At 44.4% G+C, this 19,766-nt stretch carries 24 protein-coding genes and 1 tRNA gene; 2 read left to right on the top strand and 23 right to left on the bottom strand.

Translation table 11 applies throughout. The features are described 5' to 3' along the window. Positions 1-324: a thioredoxin gene (gene trxA / locus Q8R38_00725; protein ID MDP3790556.1), complete on the bottom strand. Its 324-nt coding sequence runs from the start codon at positions 322-324 to the stop codon at positions 1-3. Between the two features lie 120 nt (positions 325-444). Between trxA and Q8R38_00720 the strand changes: the two genes are divergently transcribed. Beyond that, positions 445-1,836, top strand: a complete 1,392-nt coding sequence (locus tag Q8R38_00720) for an SLC13 family permease (GenBank protein ID MDP3790555.1) — start codon at positions 445-447, stop codon at positions 1,834-1,836. Here Q8R38_00720 and atpC read toward each other — a convergent pair. The 9 genes from atpC to Q8R38_00675 are packed head-to-tail and all read right to left on the bottom strand — an operon-like array spanning position 1,828 to position 8,165. Further along, positions 1,828-2,085: an ATP synthase F1 subunit epsilon gene (atpC, locus tag Q8R38_00715; GenBank protein ID MDP3790554.1), complete on the bottom strand. Its 258-nt coding sequence runs from the start codon at positions 2,083-2,085 to the stop codon at positions 1,828-1,830. The genes Q8R38_00720 and atpC overlap by 9 nt on opposite strands. Continuing rightward, on the bottom strand, positions 2,078-3,481 hold the full coding sequence (gene atpD, locus Q8R38_00710; GenBank protein ID MDP3790553.1) for a F0F1 ATP synthase subunit beta: 1,404 nt from the start codon (positions 3,479-3,481) through the stop codon (positions 2,078-2,080). Before atpD ends, atpC begins: the two co-directional genes overlap by 8 nt. A 3-nt stretch (positions 3,482-3,484) precedes the next feature. Further along, positions 3,485-4,342 (bottom strand): ATP synthase F1 subunit gamma, encoded by an 858-nt coding sequence (gene atpG / locus Q8R38_00705; protein MDP3790552.1) that lies wholly within the window; start codon positions 4,340-4,342, stop codon positions 3,485-3,487. Next, positions 4,339-5,859 (bottom strand): F0F1 ATP synthase subunit alpha, encoded by a 1,521-nt coding sequence (atpA, locus tag Q8R38_00700; GenBank protein MDP3790551.1) that lies wholly within the window; start codon positions 5,857-5,859, stop codon positions 4,339-4,341. The genes atpG and atpA overlap by 4 nt, the downstream gene beginning before the upstream one ends. 1 nt (position 5,860) lies before the next feature. Further along, complete coding sequence (gene atpH, locus Q8R38_00695; GenBank protein MDP3790550.1) at positions 5,861-6,397, bottom strand: ATP synthase F1 subunit delta; 537 nt, start codon at positions 6,395-6,397, stop codon at positions 5,861-5,863. Further along, positions 6,394-6,891 (bottom strand): F0F1 ATP synthase subunit B, encoded by a 498-nt coding sequence (atpF, locus tag Q8R38_00690; protein ID MDP3790549.1) that lies wholly within the window; start codon positions 6,889-6,891, stop codon positions 6,394-6,396. The genes atpH and atpF overlap by 4 nt, the downstream gene beginning before the upstream one ends. Positions 6,892-6,907: 16 nt before the next feature. Further along, the gene (locus Q8R38_00685; GenBank protein MDP3790548.1) at positions 6,908-7,138 is read right to left on the bottom strand and encodes an ATP synthase F0 subunit C; all 231 of its coding nucleotides are present in this window, start codon (positions 7,136-7,138) and stop codon (positions 6,908-6,910) included. Positions 7,139-7,159: 21 nt separating this feature from the next. Next, positions 7,160-7,915, bottom strand: a complete 756-nt coding sequence (gene atpB / locus Q8R38_00680) for a F0F1 ATP synthase subunit A (protein ID MDP3790547.1) — start codon at positions 7,913-7,915, stop codon at positions 7,160-7,162. Between the two features lies 1 nt (position 7,916). Continuing rightward, positions 7,917-8,165 (bottom strand): AtpZ/AtpI family protein, encoded by a 249-nt coding sequence (locus Q8R38_00675; GenBank protein ID MDP3790546.1) that lies wholly within the window; start codon positions 8,163-8,165, stop codon positions 7,917-7,919. Between the two features lie 121 nt (positions 8,166-8,286). Between Q8R38_00675 and Q8R38_00670 the strand changes: the two genes are divergently transcribed. Continuing rightward, positions 8,287-8,460: a hypothetical protein gene (locus Q8R38_00670; protein ID MDP3790545.1), complete on the top strand. Its 174-nt coding sequence runs from the start codon at positions 8,287-8,289 to the stop codon at positions 8,458-8,460. Between the two features lie 13 nt (positions 8,461-8,473). On the opposite strand, the gene Q8R38_00665 is transcribed toward Q8R38_00670, so the two are convergent. The 13 genes from Q8R38_00665 to Q8R38_00605 all read right to left on the bottom strand — a co-directional run bounded on the left by Q8R38_00665 (position 8,474) and on the right by Q8R38_00605 (position 19,748). Next, entirely contained in the window at positions 8,474-9,727 is a 1,254-nt protein-coding gene (locus tag Q8R38_00665; GenBank protein MDP3790544.1) for an MFS transporter, read from the bottom strand. Between the two features lie 32 nt (positions 9,728-9,759). Continuing rightward, entirely contained in the window at positions 9,760-10,500 is a 741-nt protein-coding gene (locus tag Q8R38_00660) for a ribonuclease Z (GenBank protein MDP3790543.1), read from the bottom strand. A gap of 13 nt (positions 10,501-10,513) precedes the next feature. Beyond that, a tRNA-Thr gene (locus tag Q8R38_00655) sits at positions 10,514-10,589 on the bottom strand. 1 nt (position 10,590) lies between these two features. Beyond that, positions 10,591-11,694, bottom strand: a complete 1,104-nt coding sequence (locus Q8R38_00650) for a site-specific integrase (GenBank protein ID MDP3790542.1) — start codon at positions 11,692-11,694, stop codon at positions 10,591-10,593. 110 nt (positions 11,695-11,804) lie between these two features. Next, a complete protein-coding gene (locus tag Q8R38_00645; protein ID MDP3790541.1) occupies positions 11,805-11,993 on the bottom strand; it encodes a helix-turn-helix domain-containing protein in 189 nt (62 codons plus the stop codon). A 97-nt stretch (positions 11,994-12,090) separates the two neighbouring features. Continuing rightward, positions 12,091-12,288, bottom strand: coding sequence for a hypothetical protein (locus tag Q8R38_00640; GenBank protein ID MDP3790540.1), 198 nt, complete (start codon positions 12,286-12,288; stop codon positions 12,091-12,093). Between the two features lie 229 nt (positions 12,289-12,517). Further along, positions 12,518-14,893: a hypothetical protein gene (locus Q8R38_00635; protein ID MDP3790539.1), complete on the bottom strand. Its 2,376-nt coding sequence runs from the start codon at positions 14,891-14,893 to the stop codon at positions 12,518-12,520. A 2-nt stretch (positions 14,894-14,895) separates the two neighbouring features. Continuing rightward, positions 14,896-15,129 carry a hypothetical protein gene (locus Q8R38_00630; GenBank protein ID MDP3790538.1) on the bottom strand — a complete coding sequence of 78 codons (234 nt, stop codon included), beginning with the start codon at positions 15,127-15,129 and terminating at the stop codon, positions 14,896-14,898. A 523-nt stretch (positions 15,130-15,652) separates the two neighbouring features. Beyond that, entirely contained in the window at positions 15,653-15,940 is a 288-nt protein-coding gene (locus Q8R38_00625; GenBank protein ID MDP3790537.1) for a hypothetical protein, read from the bottom strand. A gap of 2 nt (positions 15,941-15,942) precedes the next feature. Then, positions 15,943-16,455, bottom strand: coding sequence for a hypothetical protein (locus tag Q8R38_00620; protein ID MDP3790536.1), 513 nt, complete (start codon positions 16,453-16,455; stop codon positions 15,943-15,945). Next, positions 16,452-17,150, bottom strand: coding sequence for a TIGR04255 family protein (locus tag Q8R38_00615; protein MDP3790535.1), 699 nt, complete (start codon positions 17,148-17,150; stop codon positions 16,452-16,454). Before Q8R38_00615 ends, Q8R38_00620 begins: the two co-directional genes overlap by 4 nt. Positions 17,151-17,438: 288 nt before the next feature. Beyond that, entirely contained in the window at positions 17,439-19,193 is a 1,755-nt protein-coding gene (locus Q8R38_00610; GenBank protein MDP3790534.1) for a hypothetical protein, read from the bottom strand. An 81-nt stretch (positions 19,194-19,274) separates the two neighbouring features. Continuing rightward, the gene (locus Q8R38_00605; protein ID MDP3790533.1) at positions 19,275-19,748 is read right to left on the bottom strand and encodes a S24 family peptidase; all 474 of its coding nucleotides are present in this window, start codon (positions 19,746-19,748) and stop codon (positions 19,275-19,277) included. Positions 19,749-19,766: the final 18 nt, after the last annotated feature.

Here is a 19,766-nt window from a genome sequence, read left to right as displayed (position 1 = left end):
CTACTCCTCGCTTGCTATCTTCTCTATCTTAGCCTCTATGGCTTCTTTCGTATTTACGCCTATCAGGCGGGAGTGTTCTTTGCCGCTTTTGAAAAATACTATCGTCGGGATATTAAATATAGATAATTCCGTCGCCAATGTTGGGTCGTCATCTACATTTGCCTTGGCTACTTTTACTCTCGCGCCGTGCTCCTGGGCTATCTTCTCGACTGTCGGGGCGATAACCTTGCAGGGCACGCACCATGGCGCCCAAAAATCCACAAGGACAACTTTTTCCGAGCCGAGTACTTCTTTGCTAAAATTTTCACTATTTATTTCTACCATACTTTTACCCCTGCTTTTTAGTATATATAATATACACCTAAAACTTATATCGCTCAACAAAAAAATCTTGTTATGACCAGGTGCGTATGTTATCATAAATCTCAAGGAATGGGAAAATAAATGAGAAACGCGCTTCTTTATACAGCCGGGCTGATATTAACGGTCCTCGCATCCTCGACATTAGGCCTTACCACTAAACAACTCATAGCCGTAGGCGGATTTTCTGCGATATTTTTCGGCGCAATATTTTTCTGGAGCTACAGGCTCGCCTTCGCGCTATTTGGCGTCGGAATACTTATGGTCGCCGGATTATTGGATGTGCCCCATATTATCGAATTCGCTAACGTCGATATAATATTATTCTTAATAGGCATGATGATAATAGTCGGCTACCTGGAAGAAAAACAATTTTTTGAACACCTGGTAAATAAACTAATATCGCTGGTAGGTATGAATGGGAACCGCCTTATAATACTAATGCTTATTATGTCCGGCATATCGGCGGCGCTGGTCGACGAAGTCACAAGTATCCTTTTCATGATAACAGCGATGCTCAACATAACAAGCAGATATAAATTAAACCCCGTCCCTTTTATTATAATGGTAGTCTTCGCCACAAACATAGGTTCAAGCGCTACAGTAGTAGGTAACCCTATAGGCGTCATAATAGCCTTGCGCAGTTCTCTTGGGTTCATGGACTTCATAAGATGGGCTACGCCAATATCCATCATAGTCCTTTTGGCGACGATAGCCGCTTTCTTTATATATTACTCAAAACCGATAAAAGAGCTTCATGCCGCCATGCAGGCGCACAAAAGAGAAAAAGCTATAAAGGAAGCTATACCGGAAAAGAAAGTGATGCCAAGGGATACCATTATAGCCGGGGCGGTATTTGCCTGCGTTATCGTATGCCTTGTGCTGCACCACCAGATAGAGCATCTGCTGGGCCTCGCAAAAAACACAATGCTCCTGGGAACGTCTATAATCGGAGCTGCGACAGTATTGGTTATCGGGCGCAAACAGGCCCGCGACATAGTCGAGAGGAAGGTCGATTGGTGGACGCTTGCGTTCTTTCTCTTTCTATTCGCGTCCGTGGGCACATTGACATATCAGGGTATAACATCCGTCGTGGCAAAGAACATAGTGGATTCCGCGGGGAAAAATATTCCGCTATTGATGTCCATATGTGTGTGGACATCCGGCGCGCTTACAGCCGTCATGGATAACGTGCTGGCGGTCGCCACTTTTATACCCATAATAAAAGATATAGGCTCTATGGGCGTGGATGTATTCCCTCTATGGTGGGCAATTCTTTTCGGATCAACTATATTGGGGAACCTTACGATAATAGGCAGTACCGCAAATATAGTGGCCGTGGGACACCTTGAACGCTGCAAAATATGTCAGATATCTTTTCTTGAATGGTTAAAGGCGGGAATCGCAATCGCTATACCGGGCCTTGCGCTCGCCCATCTGCTTCTTTTCCTGCAACTGGGCCTGATGCTAAAATGACGTTAAAAGTATCGTAACGTTATTCTTCATTACTTCCAGAAGGCCGTCGCTTTTAGAATTAAATACCTTTTGTTCGTTTGAATCTTCCCTAAAAGCTATCTTGCCGCCGGTGAGTATCGCTATAAGAGGCGCGTGGTCAGCCAATATCCCTAAATAGCCAAGTTTCGACGGAGCGGTCAAAGATGAAATCTTGCCTTCGTATACCGTTTTATTAGGAGTGACTATGCTAAGATTGAATAATTTAGCCATTCTTAAGCTGCTTCGCCTTTTCTATAGCTTCTTCGATAGCGCCGACCATGTAGAAGGCCTGCTCCGGCACATCGTCTAACTTGCCATCGATTATCATCTGAAAACCTTTTATAGTATCTTTCAACTTCACATACTTTCCTTTTATGCCGGTAAACGCTTCCGCGACAAAAAACGGCTGTGAGAAAAATTTCTGGATCTTCCTGGCCCTCGACACTACAAGCTTGTCGTCTTCCGCCAATTCGTCTATACCTAATATTGAGATAATATCGCGCAGCTCTTTATAGCGCTGCAGAACCTTTTGGACGCCAAGCGCCGTATTATAATGCTCTTCTCCTACAACATTCGGATCCATTATACGCGATGTGGAGTCCAGCGGATCAACAGCAGGGTAAATGCCCAGCTCGGATATCTGACGCGACAAGACCAGCCGCGCGTCCAGATGAGAGAACGTTGTGGCAACGGCGGGATCTGTAAGGTCGTCCGCGGGAACATATACCGCCTGGACACTTGTTATCGAACCGCGCTTTGTCGAAACTATCCTTTCCTGCAGCTGTGCCATCTCGGTAGCGAGACTTGGCTGATATCCTACGGCTGACGGCATCCTCCCCAATAACGTCGAAACTTCTGCGCCTGCCTGCACAAACCTGTAAATATTATCGATAAATAAAAGCACGTCGAGCCCCTGCTCATCGCGGAAATATTCTGCCATTGTAAGCGCTGATAACCCGACCCTGAATCTCGCTCCCGGCGGTTCGCTCATCTCTCCGAAAACAAGCGCCGTTTTATTTATTACGCCCGACTTGATCAATTCGAGCCAAAGCTCATTGCCTTCTCTCGTTCTTTCGCCTACCCCGCCGAATATGGATACTCCGCCGTGTTCGGAGGCGATATTTCTAATAAGCTCCATTACTATAACCGTCTTGCCTACTCCTGCTCCTCCAAAAAGGCCTATCTTTCCGCCCTTAGGATAAGGGGCCATCAGATCTATGACCTTCAATCCTGTTTCAAGCATCGACGATACAGGGACCTGCTCCTGAAATGAGGGCGGCAGCCTGTGTATGGGGGACCTCTTAGTCGGATACGGCACTTCGCCCTTTCCGTCTATGGCCTCTCCCAAAAGATTAAACATCCTGCCCATAGTCTGTTCGCCTATAGGAACGGTTATAGGAGAAGCCAAATCCCTGACCTTCATACCCCTCGCAAGACCGTCCGTCGGACCCAAAGCAATACAGCGCGCCGTATAATTGCCTGTAAGCTGTTCGACTTCTAAGGTAAGATCTATCTTATTCTTGGGATCCTCGACTTTTACCGCGTCAAAGATCTGCGGCGTTTCACCTTCGGGAAACACTATATCAACAACCGGACCTATAACCTGTATTATCTCGCCTTGTACCATATATTACTCCCTCATAGCTTCCGCGCCCGAGGCAATCTCGATGACCTCTTTTGTAATCGCGGCCTGGCGCGCTTTATTTCTCAATAATGTTAATGTATCCATCAATTCATTCGCATTGTCCGTCGCCGTCTTCATAGCGAACATCCTTGCCGCATGCTCCGACGTAAGCGCCTCCAGAAGAGTTAGCCGAAACTTTTCGGATAAATATTTTGGGACCAGCTCCTGCGCGACACCATTTATATCGGGCTCCAATATAAGGTAATCCTCGTAGCCTATATCTTTATATTCTATATTAACGAATTTCTCCACTTTTGGCCTGTGCCGTAAAGTCGATTCGAAATGCGTATATGCCACGTACACTTCATCGGCTTCCCTGTTTAAAAAAAGACTTATTAGATCGGATGCCATCTTCTCCGTCAGCTTTCCGGGATAGCGGCCATGCAATTCCGGATAGGAACTTTTTATGTCAAAACCCAATTTTTTAAAATGGTGGTAGCCTTCTTTTCCGACCGTCACTATCTTTATATTCTCTTTCTGAAATCTCGATATGAAGGCCTCGGCGGCCCTTATAATTAACTGGTTATATGTGCTGCACAACCCTGTATCAGATGTTATTACGCACAGCCCTATTTTTTCTACATTCTGGCGCTTTTCAAATAACGGATGCGCGGTATAACCCGTATGCGCCAGGAAATCATTAAATATGGCCTCGAGCCTGCCAAAATAGTTACGCATCGCGAAAAGAGACGCTCTTACGCGGTTTAATTTTGACATCGATACCATCTCCATCGCCCTTGTAATTTTGCGGATATTGGCGACGCTGCGCATCCTGAGCTTTATGCCGGTAATGGCCTGTGTCATAATTTATTTTGCTTTTTAAACTCTTCTTTAAACAGAACAATCATACTATTAAGCCTCAACATCAGCTCTTCACTTAAGTGGTGCTTGGTTTCGATCTCAATCGCGATGTCGGTATGCTGGTTATCGACATATTTGTAGAATTCGCTTTCGAATTTCTTTATAGACGCCACGGGCAGGTCATCAAGATAACCGTTGGTCCCCGCGTATATTATCAGTATCTGTTTTGAAATAGGCAGCGTATCATACTGCCCTTGTTTTAGTATTTCGACCATGCGCTCGCCGCGTATCAGCTGCGCCTGTGTAGTTTTGTCGAGCTCCGCGCCGAATTGCGTAAAGGCCAATAACTCCCTATATTGGGCAAGGTCAAGCCTTAGCCTGCCGGCAACCTGTTTCATCGCCTTGGTCTGCGCGTTACCGCCTACACGCGAAACAGAAAGGCCCACATTTATCGCAGGCCGGACGCCGGCGTAAAAAAGGTCACTTTCAAGATATATCTGTCCATCGGTAATTGATATAACGTTTGTGGGTATGTAGCTGGTTATATCTCCGGCCTGGGTTTCGATTATGGGGATAGCCGTAAGTGAGCCGCCTCCTAATTCATCTGTAAGTTTAGCCGCGCGCTCCAGGAGCCTTGCGTGAAGATAAAATATATCTCCTGGATATGCTTCTCTGCCGGGTGGACGACGAAGAAGAAGCGATAGTTGCCGGTATGCCTGCGCATGTTTGGATAGATCATCATATATGACCAGGGCATGCCTTCCTGTATGCAGAAATTCTTCTCCTATAGCGCATCCGGCAAATGGAGCCAGATATTGTGAAGACGCGGCCGAACGCGAAGAGGCATTAACTATAACGGTATATTCCAACGCGCCATATTTTTTCAGCGTCTCGGTAACGGCCACTATATTTGACATCTTCTGGCCTATCGCGACGTATATGCAATACACTCCCTTGTTCTTCTGATTTATAATAGTGTCTATTACTATAGAGGTTTTACCTGTCTGCCTGTCAGCGATTACAAGCTCGCGCTGGCCGCGGCCTATCGGTATCATAGAATCTATCGCCTTTATCCCCGTCTGCAGAGGTTCTTTGACGGGCTGCCGCTGCACAACAGTGGGCGACCTGGTCTCTATAGGCCGGTATCTATGCGTATTTATCTCGCCCAAGCCGTCTATGGGCACTCCAAGCGCGTTGACAACCCTGCCTAAAAGCGCTTCGCCTACCGGCATCTGGGCCACTTTATAAGTCCTCTTTACCGTATCGCCTTCTTTTATAGTTTTTTCGTCGCCGAATATAATAATACCGACATTCTCTTCTTCCAGGTTAAATACCATGCCCGTGACATTACTTGAGAATTGAACAAGCTCACCGGCCATAACATCATCTAGGCCGTAGGCAAGCGCTATACCGTCTCCTACCTGCAGTACGGTGCCTATGGACTCCATCCTGAGCCTGGTCTTATATTTTTCGAGTTCCAGTTTTATTATCGCTGTTACTTCTTCCGGTCTAAATTCCATTTTATGCCACCTTTGCGGCTAATAGTTTTCGTTTTACGTCTTCAAGGCGTTTCCTCACGGAACCATCCAATATCTTGTTGCCGAAAATCACACGCACGCCCCCAAGCATATCAGGAGCCAGATTTACATAAAGCTGCAGTTTCACGCGCAATTTATTCTCGAGCGCATTTTTAAACTTTTCCAAAAATTCGGTGCCCATAAGATAACTGGTATACAGCAAGGCACTGGATTTTTCCCCATGCGCATATTTTATCCTGACATACTCAGCAATTTCAGAAAATTTATCTATCCGGGATTTTTTTAAAAGAAGCTTTAAGAAATTCCGCATCTCCTGCGAAAAACTCGTTGCAAGAGTCCTGTCTATAACACCGCACTTCTCGATATAATTTATCGCCGGATTCTCCAGAAATTCTTTAAACTCCGGATTGTCGCGAAAAACATCTTTCGCTGCTTTCATCTCTTCCATGGCCCTCTGGGAACCTATAGTCTCCTTAGCGTATTCCAAAAAGCCTTCGGCATATCTTTTTATTAAGGTCATGTCGCCCTATCAAGCCTCTTTAAAAAATCTTCGACTATCTTCTTGTCTTCGCTTTCAGTCAATTTTTCTTCTATAACTTTTCCGGCAGCGGTTATAGCTATATCCACTATATCATCCCTAAACTCTTCTCTGGCCCTGGAAAGCTCCGACTTTATGGCCTCGTCGGTCTTTTCGATAATCTGCAGAGCCTCCGCATTGGCGTTCTCTCTTATTTCCTCCGCTATGCGCCTACCTTCCGACACCGCCTCCTCGAGCCTGACCTTCGCTATCTCGTCTATATTGTCTATTCGAGCCTTGTAATCCGATTTAAGCTGCTCAACCTCATCTTTGGAGTCCTCTATGCTCTTGAATTCGGAAGATATTTTTTCCTTCCTGTCGTCAAGAACTTTAAGGAAGCGTTTCCATACGATAACGCGCAATATAAAAAACAGTATGAGAAAACTGATAGCCTGCGCGATTATTTGGCTGGTGTCTAAAAGTTTTAATAGCTCCATTAAGCGAATCCCTTAATTAAATCTTCCCGGCAAGACCAAACACAAATACAAGCGCGTAAATTGTAAGCGCTTCGATAAATGCGCAGCCTGTAGCCATGTTTATCAAAATCTTCGTTGATGCCTCTGGCTGCCTGCCGGTAGCTTCCATCGCGGACGCAACGGCTTTGCCCAGCGCTATCGCGGAGCCGAAACCTACTATACCCAATCCGATAGGTAATCCTATCGCGAGAACTGCTTTGTAATCCATGTGTCACCTCCTTTGTTATTACTATGTTAGGGGCCCTATTTTCTCTTCTTCTTCGTGCGACAAAACGAGCGCGAAGTATATTGTGGTCAAAAGGCAAAAAACTGTAGCCTGCACCACTGACGCAAGGAGCGCCAGCACACTGTTAAATAAAAGCAGCGGTATGCCTTTGATCCCGAAACCCGCCATCAATGAAAGCAGCATGTCGTCTCCCCATATATTGCTGCGCAGACGAAGCGATAAGCTTATCGGACGCACCAATTCCGATACCACATGGAGAAACAGCATCATAAGCGGCATTACAACAGATATCGCCATTATGCCTCTGGGCTTGCCTAACATATGGTCTATATATCCTAAAAATCCCAGTTCTTTTATTCCGGCATATTGAACATAGAAAAAAACTACCACGGCAAGCGCCAGCGTTATGGACCAACTGGTAGTGGGAGATTTCATGAAAGGAACTAAGCTAAGAAGGTTCATAAAAAGTATGTATATAAAGAGCGTCCCGATAAATGGCGTGTACTGCCTGCCCTTATGGCCTATTATGCCGCACACAAAATCATCTACGCCTGCCACAAAAAGTTCAAAAGCCCCCTGAAGCCTGGATGGCATTAAATTGATTTTTCTGTAAGCCAAATAAGCTACGATGGATATTATAGAAAGCGCTATTACGGAAAATATTATATTTTCCCACCGATAAAGATACTGGGCTATATTGCCCGATTTAAGGTGTCCCGCTAAAATAGTTACAAGGTTTGGTATCTCACCGTGATGCATTTTAAGCCTTCTCCTGCGTCCGCAAAGCCATTTTGACTATTTTTATCGTCTCTTTTATACTTGCGGCGAAACCTATCGTTATAAGAGCGATCGATACATAAAAAGGCAGGTTGAATTTTTTTTCCAGATAGTTTCCTAAAAAATAACCCGCCATGGGCCCTGAAACGAGCACAAACGGCAGAAACGATAGAAGCCCGCCTATCTTGATCCACTTATAAAGATCGGATTTACGTTTATCGGCCTGGTCCATTATGAAGCAGATTATATATCATCGGTAGAAAAAATCCAAGCGAATTCTTATTGCACTTTCGAATTTTATTGACAATTATATACATATAATGTATTTTAGGTTCTGAAGGAGATTCAAAGCTATGCCCAATCCCAAGATGAGCTGCTGCGAAACATGCCAGGTCTACTGGACCTGTGAAACCAAATGGTATCGCGGGGAAAAGGGAGAAGAGAATATCTGCTGCCCGGTATGCAACTACTTCAGGGTCTGCTCCGCTGAAAAAGGCAAGCACGACAGGGATTTCAAGTCAAAATAACCCTTCAAAAGCGTTAATCTTTCGACTTCAATACCGTGCCCAATAAACCGCATATTGCGAATATAGCGCCTACTGCTATCAATATCCAGAACCTATCCACGTATTTTGCCGCATAAGCCGCCATAAACATAAATACTAAAAATGCCAGATGTATTACCGCTTCCAGCGAGCTGAAAGTCCTGCCGCGAGCTTCTTCGGGCATAGTCTCATGTGTAAGAGTATTTACAGAAGTCATTATCGGGCTTGCGGCCATCCCTATAAGGCCTGATAGGATGCCGCTTACAAGAACGTTGGGACATTTCCTCACAAAAAAAGTAAACAGCATCAACGCTATACCCGTAGTAATAAAACTTATCAATATGGCCTTTTTCTTTTCCAGTTTTTGGCCAAGCTTACCGTAGATGAGCGCGCCCAACAACAATCCGCCTACCAGGAAAAGCCCTATTAAGCCCAGATCGAGTGTAGCCGTACCAAAAGACTCCTGAATAAATACTATTACGACGCACGATATGGCCCCGAGGCCCGCCATAAGAAGAAAAAATACGTAGACTATAAAATGCATTTCGTTGTATTGCATTAAATATCTTATTCCGTCCTTTATCTCCTCGAATATTGACTTGCGGATAGAGTTTTCAAGTGCTTTCCGTGTTACTTTGATATCCTCGGCCACATGCGTAACAAATTCTTTCTGCGCTATCATAGTTATAAATGCCGCCGAAACAAAAAAAGTGGCCGCGTCTATGTAGAACCCGCCTATCGCGCCGATAAACCTTATATTCACGAGTATACCGGCCACCACCAGCCCAAGCACATTACCGACCATATGAGTCGTGTCGGCAAGAGTATTCGCCACAAGAAGCTTGTCTTTCGATACGAGTTCCGGTATTATCGCCATCTTTGACGGAATAAAGAATCTGGAGATGGAAAACGCCAGGAATATCGCGAGATATATAGGAATTATCTGTTTAGATAGTATGAAGAACGGTATGGTCAGTATCAGTATCCCTCTCAACAGATCGGAAATTATCATCACGTTTCTCTTGTTGAGCCTGTCGACCCACGCTCCCGCGATGGGCCCGATCAAAAATACCGGTATAACGGTAAAGGATATTAGCTTGGCCAGCGCCACCGTGTTTCCCGGTGTGCGCTGATAAATGAGCGCGACCAGCGCCATCTGTGTCAGCCTGTCGCCGAAGTTTGATATTATCTGCGCGAGCCAAAGGCAGAAAAAGTTGCGGTCCTTGAGAACATCTCTGAATTTAGTCATATTTTATTGTGCACCGACGCGGTGTTATTAGCTTAAACTTCTACAACCATGCCATCGCTTGTCGCAACCGTCTCTTTAAAAATAGCCTTGGCCACGTCCTGTGCGCACTTACGGCTATCTATCGTAGGATATTTTGCGGGATCGAAATGGCACAGAGCCAATTTTTTTGCCCCGGCCCGCGCGGCAACTTCCGCCGCGGTCTCCGGGGTTATATGGAAGATGTTGGGTGATTTATCTCCGGGCGCCATCGCGCATTCGGTGATCAGCAAGTCCGCGCCTCCGGCAAGCTTCTCCAGGCCATTACATAATCCTGTGTCGGTGCAATAAGTAACCGTCTTGCCTTCTATATAAAATTTATACCCATGGCAGGGAACCGAATGGCGCATTCTTGCCGTTTCAAATTTTACGGGAGAATCGGCATCTCCTGTGATCGTATGAAACCGCACTTTTGTCGGAAGCAGAAGGACCGGCGAGGTATACGGCCTCTTGAGAAAAGATTTCAGCCCTTTCATTATAATTTTGTTCGCGTAAATATCTATTCCCTGGTCCAGTTTAAAGATGGGCAGCGTATGTAGTCCTATCAGGTGGTCATAATGAAGATGGCTGATAAAAAGACTAACCGGTTTTTTGGAAGTTACATATTTTTTCACTTTATAAAAACCAAACCCCGCATCGAGAACGATAAACCGATCTACCGTTTCGATAAGAATACAGGGCGTGCTTCCTGTTTCGGTATCATACCATCCGTTTGTGCCAAGAAATATTATCTTCATAAGAAACGATATATGGAGCTGGCGAATGGAGTTGAACCATCGACCTGCGGTTTACGAAACCGCTGCTCTACCAACTGAGCTACGCCAGCATTAATGCACTAACTCTAATTCTTTCAACGAGTTAGGCGATTCGCCTATCTCGCTTGTATTTGCCGTTTTAGGCGTTTGTGCTATATTTGTGCTAATTCTATTTCCTAAGATCTCCACGGCCCTCTTTTTGTGATCCGGCGATAGATGCGAATAGCGGAGCGTCATCTCAATGGACTTATGGCCCATCAGCTCCTGCACTGTCTTTATGTCTATACCGAACATAACTAGGTGCGAGGCGAATGTGTGCCTCAGATCGTGGAATTTGAAGTCAATTATATCACATTTTTTCAAAACTGCGTCAAAAGATTTTCGGACATTCAGGTAGGGCTTACCGTCCTCGTGACAGAATATATATGGGCTGCTGGGATTTTTAGGAACGGCAATAAGTGTCTTTTTGACGATATCGTTCATCAGCACTTCTCTGCGCTCGCCATTCTTAGTGTGGAGCAAATATATTATGCCCTGCCCAAAGTTGATATTCTTCCATTGGAGAGTCAGGATCTCCGACTTACGCATACCGGTAAATAATGCGACTATCAGGATCGGCTTTAGATGCGGGGCCGCGCTATCCAAGAACTTTGGTATCTCTTCTCTTTCAAGAAACCTCAAGCGTTTATTATTCTCTTTAAATAACTTCACCTTACGGACAGGGTTCTCATCTGCCTTGCCCCATTCGATCGCTTTATTAAACATGCACTTGAGACATGCCAATTCTCTGTTTACGGTCGCCGCGGCAATAAACTTATCCTTGAGCTTAGTCTCTTTACGGACTTTTTTATATTCTTCTATCTGCTTGGATGTTATCTCGTACAGATACTTGCCCGCGAAATGCCCGGACAGGCGTTTTATGAGTTGTTCGTCTCTCTTGGCGACTCTGGGCCTTTTATTAACCTTTGAATGGAGCTCCACAAATGTCTTAGCGAAATCCTCAAACTTGATCTTCGCGTGTTTCTTGACATCGAGGAAACGGCCCTCTCTGACCTCGGCCCGTTTCTTGCCAAGAACAAGCTCGGCGAATTTCCGCGACTCACCAACCGCTTCCCGCATCAACCGCCCGTTAGCGGAGTAACCTATGTACCATGTTTTGCCTCGTTTATATATCATAGTATGTGTATATAGCCATATTTTCTGCGAGTTGGCAAGTAGTTAAGGAAAAATAGGGACTGTCCCAAAAGCATCTATTAAGCGTTGATTGGGACTGTCCCATTTTTCCCTCATCCCTCGCCCTCATATGGCATTACCCTCTGCCTTTCAAGCCACTTATTCACCTCATCCATATTAAACCGAACAAGCCTGCCCATTTTGATATACGGGATCCTCTTCTGAGACGTCCACGCATAGACGGTCTCGATGCTTATATTTAAAACTTCGGACAATTCTTGAGGTGAAAATAATTTTGTCATAGTTTATTACGCAATAGGACATTCGGACATCGCAAATGTCCGGTTTTGTCGTGGCCTTGAGCACAAAAACAGCCTATGCGACCACGACACGACATTTTCAAAAACTGACATCACTCACAGACTTCGCCTCGCCTGACCCTCGGCCGACACCCCCCTGGAGGGACCCCGAAGCCGATGCGTTCCACTTACTTGCCAACCTTTTAAGCTTCTTGTCCCATCGCCTGCCGTGCGCCTTAACCTCTCGGTTACCCTGCTCCGCCATCCTTTTACAAGCCTTATTCCATGCCTTATCCATGACCACTTCTCCTTTCGTTGTGAGCATTGTGAGGCAAAAATCCCTCTCCTTATACCTGCGTCCTTTGTGTGAGCAATACACCTATTTATATTAAATATTTTTATCTTATACACTTTAGAGAAATAGCCTCACAAACCTCACAAAATCGCCTAACCCATTGATAATCCGTAGGTTCTCCCTGTGAGCAGGGCTGTGAGCAAGTGTGAGGTTCGTGAGCAAGCTCACGCTTTCAGAACGGCCGATCACTGTCTACCCCCACGCGATCCTCACAAAACAAGCCGCTGCTCACACTCTGCTCACACCGATCCTCACAGCTCTTTGGCCCTGTTCTTTTAAGTATAAAGATACGCCTGCCGGTGCCCGGCTCGCGCTTCTCATTCTTCACAATATCAACCCCAACATTACGCATGACCGGAGCGATACGCACCAGCTCAGTTGAAAGCCACTTGGCTGTTTTGGGTATGCCCTTCTCTTCACCGCTATCCGGCGTTATCTCATGCAAAAGCTCTGCCGCTGAACCCTCCCAATAGCCGTTGCGCCTATCCATAAGATCCATTATCTTTTTGGCAAAGACGCTGTCCTCGGCTGTGTCCTGCCATTTACCTTTGACGGATTCCTGATATTTCTTAAAGAATTCGTCTCTCGAATAGCCGAGCTCTTGAGCCAGAGCGCCGCCCCACTGGGCAAAATCGGCCATGCGGAACTTCTCATGGCCGGTAACTTGCGAAACTGTTCTCATAGCCTTTGAAATAGCTGTAAAGAAGCCTCCGAGGATCCCGGGCAAGGCTTTTTGCCATTCGTCATCCATGACTCGCTCCGGCCGGGCATCCTTTAGGACCGGTATATCGAAGATAACCGCGCGGTCGAGCAAATCCCCGCGCCACATTGAAACGCCGATGCCGTTTAAGACAAAACAACGGCGGTATGACCGGATAAACTCATCGTCATTGGTATAAAGACTGCGCTTCATGTCGCCCTCGCCGGTAACGCCACGACACAGGAAGTCGCTAAACCATTCATGAATTTTGGAGATATTGTCGAAAGTGCTGATCCAGTGCTTCTCGGCCGTCATCTGCGCCTGCTCCAAGTCCTTTGGAGTCGAGATGAGCATAACGCGTGATGGGTCGCCCAAACCCTTGATCTTGCGGGAATTGTTGGACTTGCCGGAACCCTGCTCGCCGGTCTGGCTTATGATCACATGTGGGATGTTCGGAATGAAGAAAGACGCGATCGCGACCATAAAAAGGCAGTGATCATCCGGACCCACATTACAAAAGCGTAAGATCTCTTTCGGATCTCCGTCATTAACCGGAATGACCTGCTGTGCTTGATGCTGGTAACGCCTGAATATTGGCGGTAAGAAGACGACATTCCAGCCGTTTTCATCAATAGCTACACCACGATAATCAGGAGTAGTAAGGTCATAATAGATTTTGCCTTCATGCCAGCCTATACGATTAAATAATTCCACCTGCTTGCCGCACCCACAGCGCGCCTCCACTTGAATCCGCGCCTGAATAATGGCTTCGTTTTTTGGCGGGACACCGAACCTCTCACGAAAACGTGTTGCTTTCCAATTCCTAAAGCGACCGCTTGATGTCGGGCATACCTCAAGGTGGCCCTCAACCGGAAGCACGACGAAAGTATTGCCATGCTGATCCCTGAAGAAATCCGTAATCTTCTCTTCACAATCACGGGTGATGATCTCGCCCTGTGTAAGTTTATGTTTTGTGGTTATCTCTTGAGAGCCGCTATAAACATCTCGGCAACCGCTAATCGCTTTCTCTATTACCGACTGGCCGTATGTCCTGCCGTCACCGAAATGCTTCTCATCCCACTTGAGCCTCATAAGGCCGGATTTACGGAAGAGCGAATCCATAAGCGCCGGATCCTTGCCGGTCCAAAAGGCCAGCTTGTTGCACAACGCAAGGTCTGCCTCAGACTGAGAAGGATATAAATCCTGCCACTGGCCCGAGAAAAGCTTCTGAAACTTCTCCGCGTCTTGGCTTTTCAATATGCGGTCGAGGATTGATTTTGATTGCCTCTTCTCATTGTCCTTCTGCTCACACTCTTCGAATAATTTCGTGATCTGCCCGCTTCGATCCATGATCTCTGACCTGCATTCAGGCACAACGTCTCCGGTAACCGTAAAAAACCGGGTCTTCTGATACATTTCGATATTAAGTGCGCTGAATTTGCGTCCCTTTTGAAGCGTACCTTTACAAAGAATATGAACACCTGTTTTGCTGGGAGAGAATTCGGTATAACTATCGATGATCGATATGATCTTTTGGGCCCATGGCTGGATATCTCCATCAACAACGGAATGGTCGAGGTCTACGCCAACGTACGGCTCAGAAAGCCCAATCCCAATGGCATTAAAATGCATTGATTCGGCCCTTCCGATAACCTCATCAAATGACCGCCATGTTTTTGGATTATTCGAACAGGCTTTGCCGCCGGTCGCGGCATTGAACGGCTCTTTGCGGGGCTTTTGACCTTCCTGCGGAATAAACTTAAAACCAACCCAGATCGGCAGATCCTTTAATTCGGCAGGAATATTCTCGCTGATCCATCTCTTCTCTACTCTTCTCTCGACTTCCATCGTTAAACTCCGTTCTGAAATAAGTAATCCTTTACCCTCCGGTAACAGTCAAACAACTTGCGCGCGTCTGAATCGGCGTAAAACTCCTCACAGGCCTTATGCACGGCAGGGATATCGTCAAACAGGATCCTCTTAAGCCGGCCCGATCCCGCAATCCCCTTCATAGCAAACCCGCAAAAGAAAAGATACGTAGCCAGATAGAGGTTTCCCGCTTCAAAATGCTTCCCGGTCACCATTTCAATGCCTCCTACTAGCTATATACGACGTTTTATGCAAAAGTGCCGGAAATATTTTCACTTTTTTCACTTTCTTCATCCGCGCCTATAACGTATATTCCGGTTTTCCTGCTAAAATGTCGGGGTTTCCGCAATTATTTCTCAAAACGTATATACAGATTTTTTCGCTCAAATGCCCCCTCCTACAACGTATATACCGGTTTTCCTGTTAAAGTGTCGGGGATAAAAAAAGAAAAACCCCGCCTCATCACAATTCTACAACAGCAGGTTTCTTTTGCAATAGGGTCGTTACCACAAAATGGACAAATTCAACCTATGTGTTTCTATACCTATCTTACAATAACGAATTATTTTGACAATGGGGTCGTTGCTACGGAGTAGCAATAATGGGGATTGGCTTTAAACGGGAAAATCGCGATATTTCAGGTAGGTCAAATAAAAAATAGGACTATCGATTATTTATTTTTGAATACAATAAAAAAGCAACCCCTCGGGTTGCCTATTATTCGCTTTTATTATTTATTTAGAGACATACGCCAAGTGTTCTGAGATACGCTACATACTCCTCATGCCTTGTCGTACAATCTATCAATCTAACAAGTTGCGTCTTAGTCCCAAAGTGAAGCTGTTTCTTTACGCAATCTAATAGCGTATCACCATAATCTTTATACTTAGAGCCGAAGGAAAGCTTTGTTCTTACTTTAGTAGTTTTGCCGTCTACCACTAACCTTAATATCTCGTGATCGGTGTTATCTTGGGCAAACCCTTTGCCTAACAATCCTCGTTCAATTATCTTTTTCTTTATCTGCATTGCTATTCTAAATATTCTTCATATCTACGCAATAAATCTTTCGCGCCATCACTAAGTTTATCCGTCGGTATCTTTCTTAATGAATTACGATCAGAGAATACAAAAGAACTGAAATCCGCAAGCGCTTCTTCCTTTGTTCCGCCCAAGCCCGACAACTCGAACTCATCGCTCCAAACAATAACATTACCGTCCTCTTTTGCTTCAATGACAATCTGTATAGGGTGCTTTAGTTGGCAGTGTGGTAATGAAAAAATAGGATATGTAAAAACGCTCTGATTTACCGTAAAAACTGCGTCGGGTACAATACAGTCCAATGACAGCGCATCTGGCTTAGCAGGCATCACGTCATCAGGCTTCTGATATTCAACGCGCATTAAATCCAACACCTCTTCAAAGACATTTCTATCCAACTTAACCCCTGCAGGCACAGCATTTTCTTCTACCCTGAAAGATAGATTTCTTGCTAATTTCGTATAGTCTTCGCCGTGAAAAGTAGCAGATATTGTCTTTATCATCCTTTAGCCTCTAACGCTTTCATATAATTTTCGCTTATCAATTTCTTGAACACATCCTCTTTTATATGCTTATGCGCCTGCGTAAGATATTTAGGGAAATCTATAGCCTTTATTTTGTCCTCGTAGTAATAATCGAAATCTAACAGTATTACTTCGTTCTTGGGCGGTACTTCTTGATATTGAATAAGAGTTCGCAACTTACCATCACCCACTTTGTTAATAAGCAACGCATGAAATATCTCTGGATCGCTTGACATGCTGTCCGGCAGTTCAAAACCAAAGTTTAAGTATTCACCGATTGGTATTAAGCCATCTTTGCGCATAATAGCTATTCTGTTAATATAACGAAGACCCATGCGGTTCAATGTAGAGATTTTAAAGAATTTTATGAACAGATTAATGTATTTAAGACACTCTTCTTCGAATAGCTCAAACCCGCCTGAGTAATCACTCGTATGGAAAGCGAAGCTATTTATTGAAAAACGTATGACTTTCTTATGATCCGCGCTCTTAAACTCATATGGTTGTAGCGCAAGCGCCTGTCCGAATTGAGCATTCGGGACAAAGATGTTAGGAAAATCCTTTTTTATGCTCTCATAGAAATTTGATCTGGCGCATTCTATGTTTAGATCAGCGGGAAAGCGCATTTCAAAAACCGCTTCAACTAATGGAGCATTTTTGTATACCTTGCCCATTTTTCACCTCAATTATATTATACACTACTAACCTGACTTTGTGAATATATAACATGCAATTACCGGTGTCCGAATAGCGTCCGGTCACTATTCCCATTGGTTAGACTTCATTAACTGAAAATAGGGCCAGCGACTATTTATTTTTGAAAAACGGCGCTGTCTCTATTTTAATAAATATTTGTGCCGCGCCCGACCCGCCTTCCAAGGACCCGTAAACATTTAAATTATTATGCATCGTTCGCTGTATATAAATGCGCGCATAAGAAAAGTTGATTGGGGGGGGTGATTTTATTTGTTATTCTTTATTTCGCTTTCTAAAATAGACCGTCTTGGCAAAATTATTAACTCTCCAGACTCAACCATTTTTTCTCCCTCATCTGTCAGACTGTAAGAATATTTGGCTTTCGAGAGCTCCGCTGGAAGAAGCGCACTTGTAATAAATTTGCCATCAACGTATAGATTGAAAAAATAAATACCGGGCTCTGGTATATTCACAACCATTTCGCCATGGATAGGAGTAACTAAGCAATCGGATGTGTTTTCTACAGTAGTGTTTGTTATGTTTGAGTTATATCGAGTCGCCGCATTCACTAACTCTATGCGGATACTATGTTTGCCTTTTGGCATTCTGATTGCACTAGCAATATATACCCGTAAAGGTAGCGGGTATGATTTCCAATAAACCGCTTTCATTTCATTGATAAATTTAATTACATTTCCCTCATGAATGCAGTTCTCACATAAGACGAAATATTCAGTAACAGAATTTTTGTCATTCAAAAAAGCATCCGAAAGTTGTCGGTGTTCCTCTGTGAGCTGTGATTGACGCTCTCTGAGAAATTCTTCTTTATCCCCATCGGATTTTGGAATGCCGTTGAGATTGCCAAAATAAAGAGCTTTTCTAGCAAGAACCTGCTTATTAATTAAGAACTCTAAGAATGCGGGCCCTGGCGAACTAATAACAAGCTTTATTTCTGCATCCAATTCAACTATTTCGGGTAAATATTCTGTATGGATTTTTTTGGAATAAATCGTTTCTTGTTTTCCGTCTTTTTCCACTCGCAATTCTATTTGATTCTCACCGGCAGTACCCCAAAATCCCATGGATGCAATAATGGGTATAGTGGCCGGATATCTTAAACTGGCTATTTGTGTTAATACACCCTGAAATTCTGTCGTAGTAATATCCCTTTTGACTTTTGAACATGTAATAAAATAGTATGAATACCATTTTGGAATTTTTTTATCCTGATTGGGTGGCGCATATTCATGAAATTGCGTCTCTTTAAAAACATTGGTGACAAGTTTAGATGGTTCTAAAAGCTCTACTTTTTCTCGCGTTGCCTCATTTGTCTGTGTCCATTTCCCCTTGATCAATTCCATACTTTTTGCATCACCACTTTTAAGTGGATCTAAGTCCATGAACCCATAACGAAGGGGACGTATTCCTTCGGGGGTAAGAAGAACAACCTGAAAAAGTCCACCGACTGTGTTTACATCGTGTTTTTGTAGCTCACTCTCAAGCCCGACTATTAATGCATCTGCTTTAGACTTAAGATCGTTATGGGAGCTATCTATATTTTTATAACTTTTTTCCAAATATGGAACAACTACCTCTCCCGAACCAATTACATCGAAACCATTTTCAATCTTTATTGGTTTAAAACCGGGTGACTTAAAAACCCATGCATATGTTTTTCCCGAAGAATCAACTCCTGCCAGCAGTAAATATACAGCGCAGGGCCTACCTCTAATAAATACATATTTGAGATATGATAGGGTGGCAATTGTCGGTATTTTCGCCGCTAGGGTTTGCGGCTCTTTAAGATTGTCATCTCCGATAACCTTTAACCGTACTTCTCTTGCAACATCTCCGGCAATTTGAACGTCACCTGCATATGAAAGAGCAATATTTTTGCGAATGTAGAGAATTTTTTGAAGAGTATCGCTAAATGCGTATTTACCATTATTATCCTTGGTTGCCCGAGAATCGGAGATTAATACGCCACCTTCTTTGAAAAGACATACTGCAACCATTGTCATGAAAATATACCTTTTGGCTACAAATATTTTACTCGATACGTTTCCCACTATCTTTCAAGGCACCTATCTAATCACCCTTGGTCAAATACTCCTAATCTTCAATATCTCTATAAATTCAGCTACAATCCGAAAATCGTCACCGGCAACGTTTTCAAGCACAATATCGTTAAAAGTCTTATTGTCCGGCGATAGGGTAATACGTTTATGTCTCCACTGGCCCTGGCCGAGATCTTCTTTTTCGCTCTTGTAGCGCTTAATGGTAAAGTTTTGACTCGTTTCCGGATCAGATACTAACCGCGATTCGGCAAGCACTACCAAACCATTGCGCGAACCGCCACGATCAAAACGGAAAATACACCAGCTGCCATCTTGTATCGTTGGCTCCATAGATTTACCGACAACCTGAGCGATAAACATATCTTTATTAATATTACGGCCCTTTATCGGCTTCCAGCCTTTAATTGTTGGTGTGGTTTGCTCTCGGAACGATGTCGCAACCGCCTGCAAATCATAAATAGGCAAATAATCCTCTTCGAAAGTCGCCTTATCGATCACATCGCTAAAGAATAGATC

This window comes from Candidatus Omnitrophota bacterium (assembly GCA_030695905.1).
Classification (GTDB): Bacteria; Omnitrophota; Gorgyraeia; order 2-01-FULL-45-10; family 2-01-FULL-45-10; genus CAZHPY01.
The sequence above is the reverse complement of the archived record's forward strand: the minus strand, read 5'-3'. Positions and strand labels throughout refer to the sequence as shown.

Excerpts from the sequence above, each read along its gene's own strand:
- trxA (MDP3790556.1), bottom strand. The coding sequence starts at position 324 with ATGGTAGAAATAAATAGTGAAAATTTTAGCAAAGAAGTACTCGGCTCG.
- Q8R38_00720 (MDP3790555.1), top strand. The coding sequence starts at position 445 with ATGAGAAACGCGCTTCTTTATACAGCCGGGCTGATATTAACGGTCCTC.
- atpC (MDP3790554.1), bottom strand. The coding sequence starts at position 2,085 with ATGGCTAAATTATTCAATCTTAGCATAGTCACTCCTAATAAAACGGTA.
- atpD (MDP3790553.1), bottom strand. The coding sequence starts at position 3,481 with ATGGTACAAGGCGAGATAATACAGGTTATAGGTCCGGTTGTTGATATA.
- atpG (MDP3790552.1), bottom strand. The coding sequence starts at position 4,342 with ATGACACAGGCCATTACCGGCATAAAGCTCAGGATGCGCAGCGTCGCC.
- atpA (MDP3790551.1), bottom strand. The coding sequence starts at position 5,859 with ATGGAATTTAGACCGGAAGAAGTAACAGCGATAATAAAACTGGAACTC.
- atpH (MDP3790550.1), bottom strand. The coding sequence starts at position 6,397 with ATGACCTTAATAAAAAGATATGCCGAAGGCTTTTTGGAATACGCTAAG.
- atpF (MDP3790549.1), bottom strand. The coding sequence starts at position 6,891 with ATGGAGCTATTAAAACTTTTAGACACCAGCCAAATAATCGCGCAGGCT.
- Q8R38_00685 (MDP3790548.1), bottom strand. The coding sequence starts at position 7,138 with ATGGATTACAAAGCAGTTCTCGCGATAGGATTACCTATCGGATTGGGT.
- atpB (MDP3790547.1), bottom strand. The coding sequence starts at position 7,915 with ATGCATCACGGTGAGATACCAAACCTTGTAACTATTTTAGCGGGACAC.
- Q8R38_00675 (MDP3790546.1), bottom strand. The coding sequence starts at position 8,165 with ATGGACCAGGCCGATAAACGTAAATCCGATCTTTATAAGTGGATCAAG.
- Q8R38_00670 (MDP3790545.1), top strand. The coding sequence starts at position 8,287 with ATGCCCAATCCCAAGATGAGCTGCTGCGAAACATGCCAGGTCTACTGG.
- Q8R38_00665 (MDP3790544.1), bottom strand. The coding sequence starts at position 9,727 with ATGACTAAATTCAGAGATGTTCTCAAGGACCGCAACTTTTTCTGCCTT.
- Q8R38_00660 (MDP3790543.1), bottom strand. The coding sequence starts at position 10,500 with ATGAAGATAATATTTCTTGGCACAAACGGATGGTATGATACCGAAACA.
- Q8R38_00650 (MDP3790542.1), bottom strand. The coding sequence starts at position 11,694 with ATGATATATAAACGAGGCAAAACATGGTACATAGGTTACTCCGCTAAC.
- Q8R38_00645 (MDP3790541.1), bottom strand. The coding sequence starts at position 11,993 with ATGACAAAATTATTTTCACCTCAAGAATTGTCCGAAGTTTTAAATATA.
- Q8R38_00640 (MDP3790540.1), bottom strand. The coding sequence starts at position 12,288 with ATGGATAAGGCATGGAATAAGGCTTGTAAAAGGATGGCGGAGCAGGGT.
- Q8R38_00635 (MDP3790539.1), bottom strand. The coding sequence starts at position 14,893 with ATGGAAGTCGAGAGAAGAGTAGAGAAGAGATGGATCAGCGAGAATATT.
- Q8R38_00630 (MDP3790538.1), bottom strand. The coding sequence starts at position 15,129 with ATGGTGACCGGGAAGCATTTTGAAGCGGGAAACCTCTATCTGGCTACG.
- Q8R38_00625 (MDP3790537.1), bottom strand. The coding sequence starts at position 15,940 with ATGCAGATAAAGAAAAAGATAATTGAACGAGGATTGTTAGGCAAAGGG.
- Q8R38_00620 (MDP3790536.1), bottom strand. The coding sequence starts at position 16,455 with ATGATAAAGACAATATCTGCTACTTTTCACGGCGAAGACTATACGAAA.
- Q8R38_00615 (MDP3790535.1), bottom strand. The coding sequence starts at position 17,150 with ATGGGCAAGGTATACAAAAATGCTCCATTAGTTGAAGCGGTTTTTGAA.
- Q8R38_00610 (MDP3790534.1), bottom strand. The coding sequence starts at position 19,193 with ATGACAATGGTTGCAGTATGTCTTTTCAAAGAAGGTGGCGTATTAATC.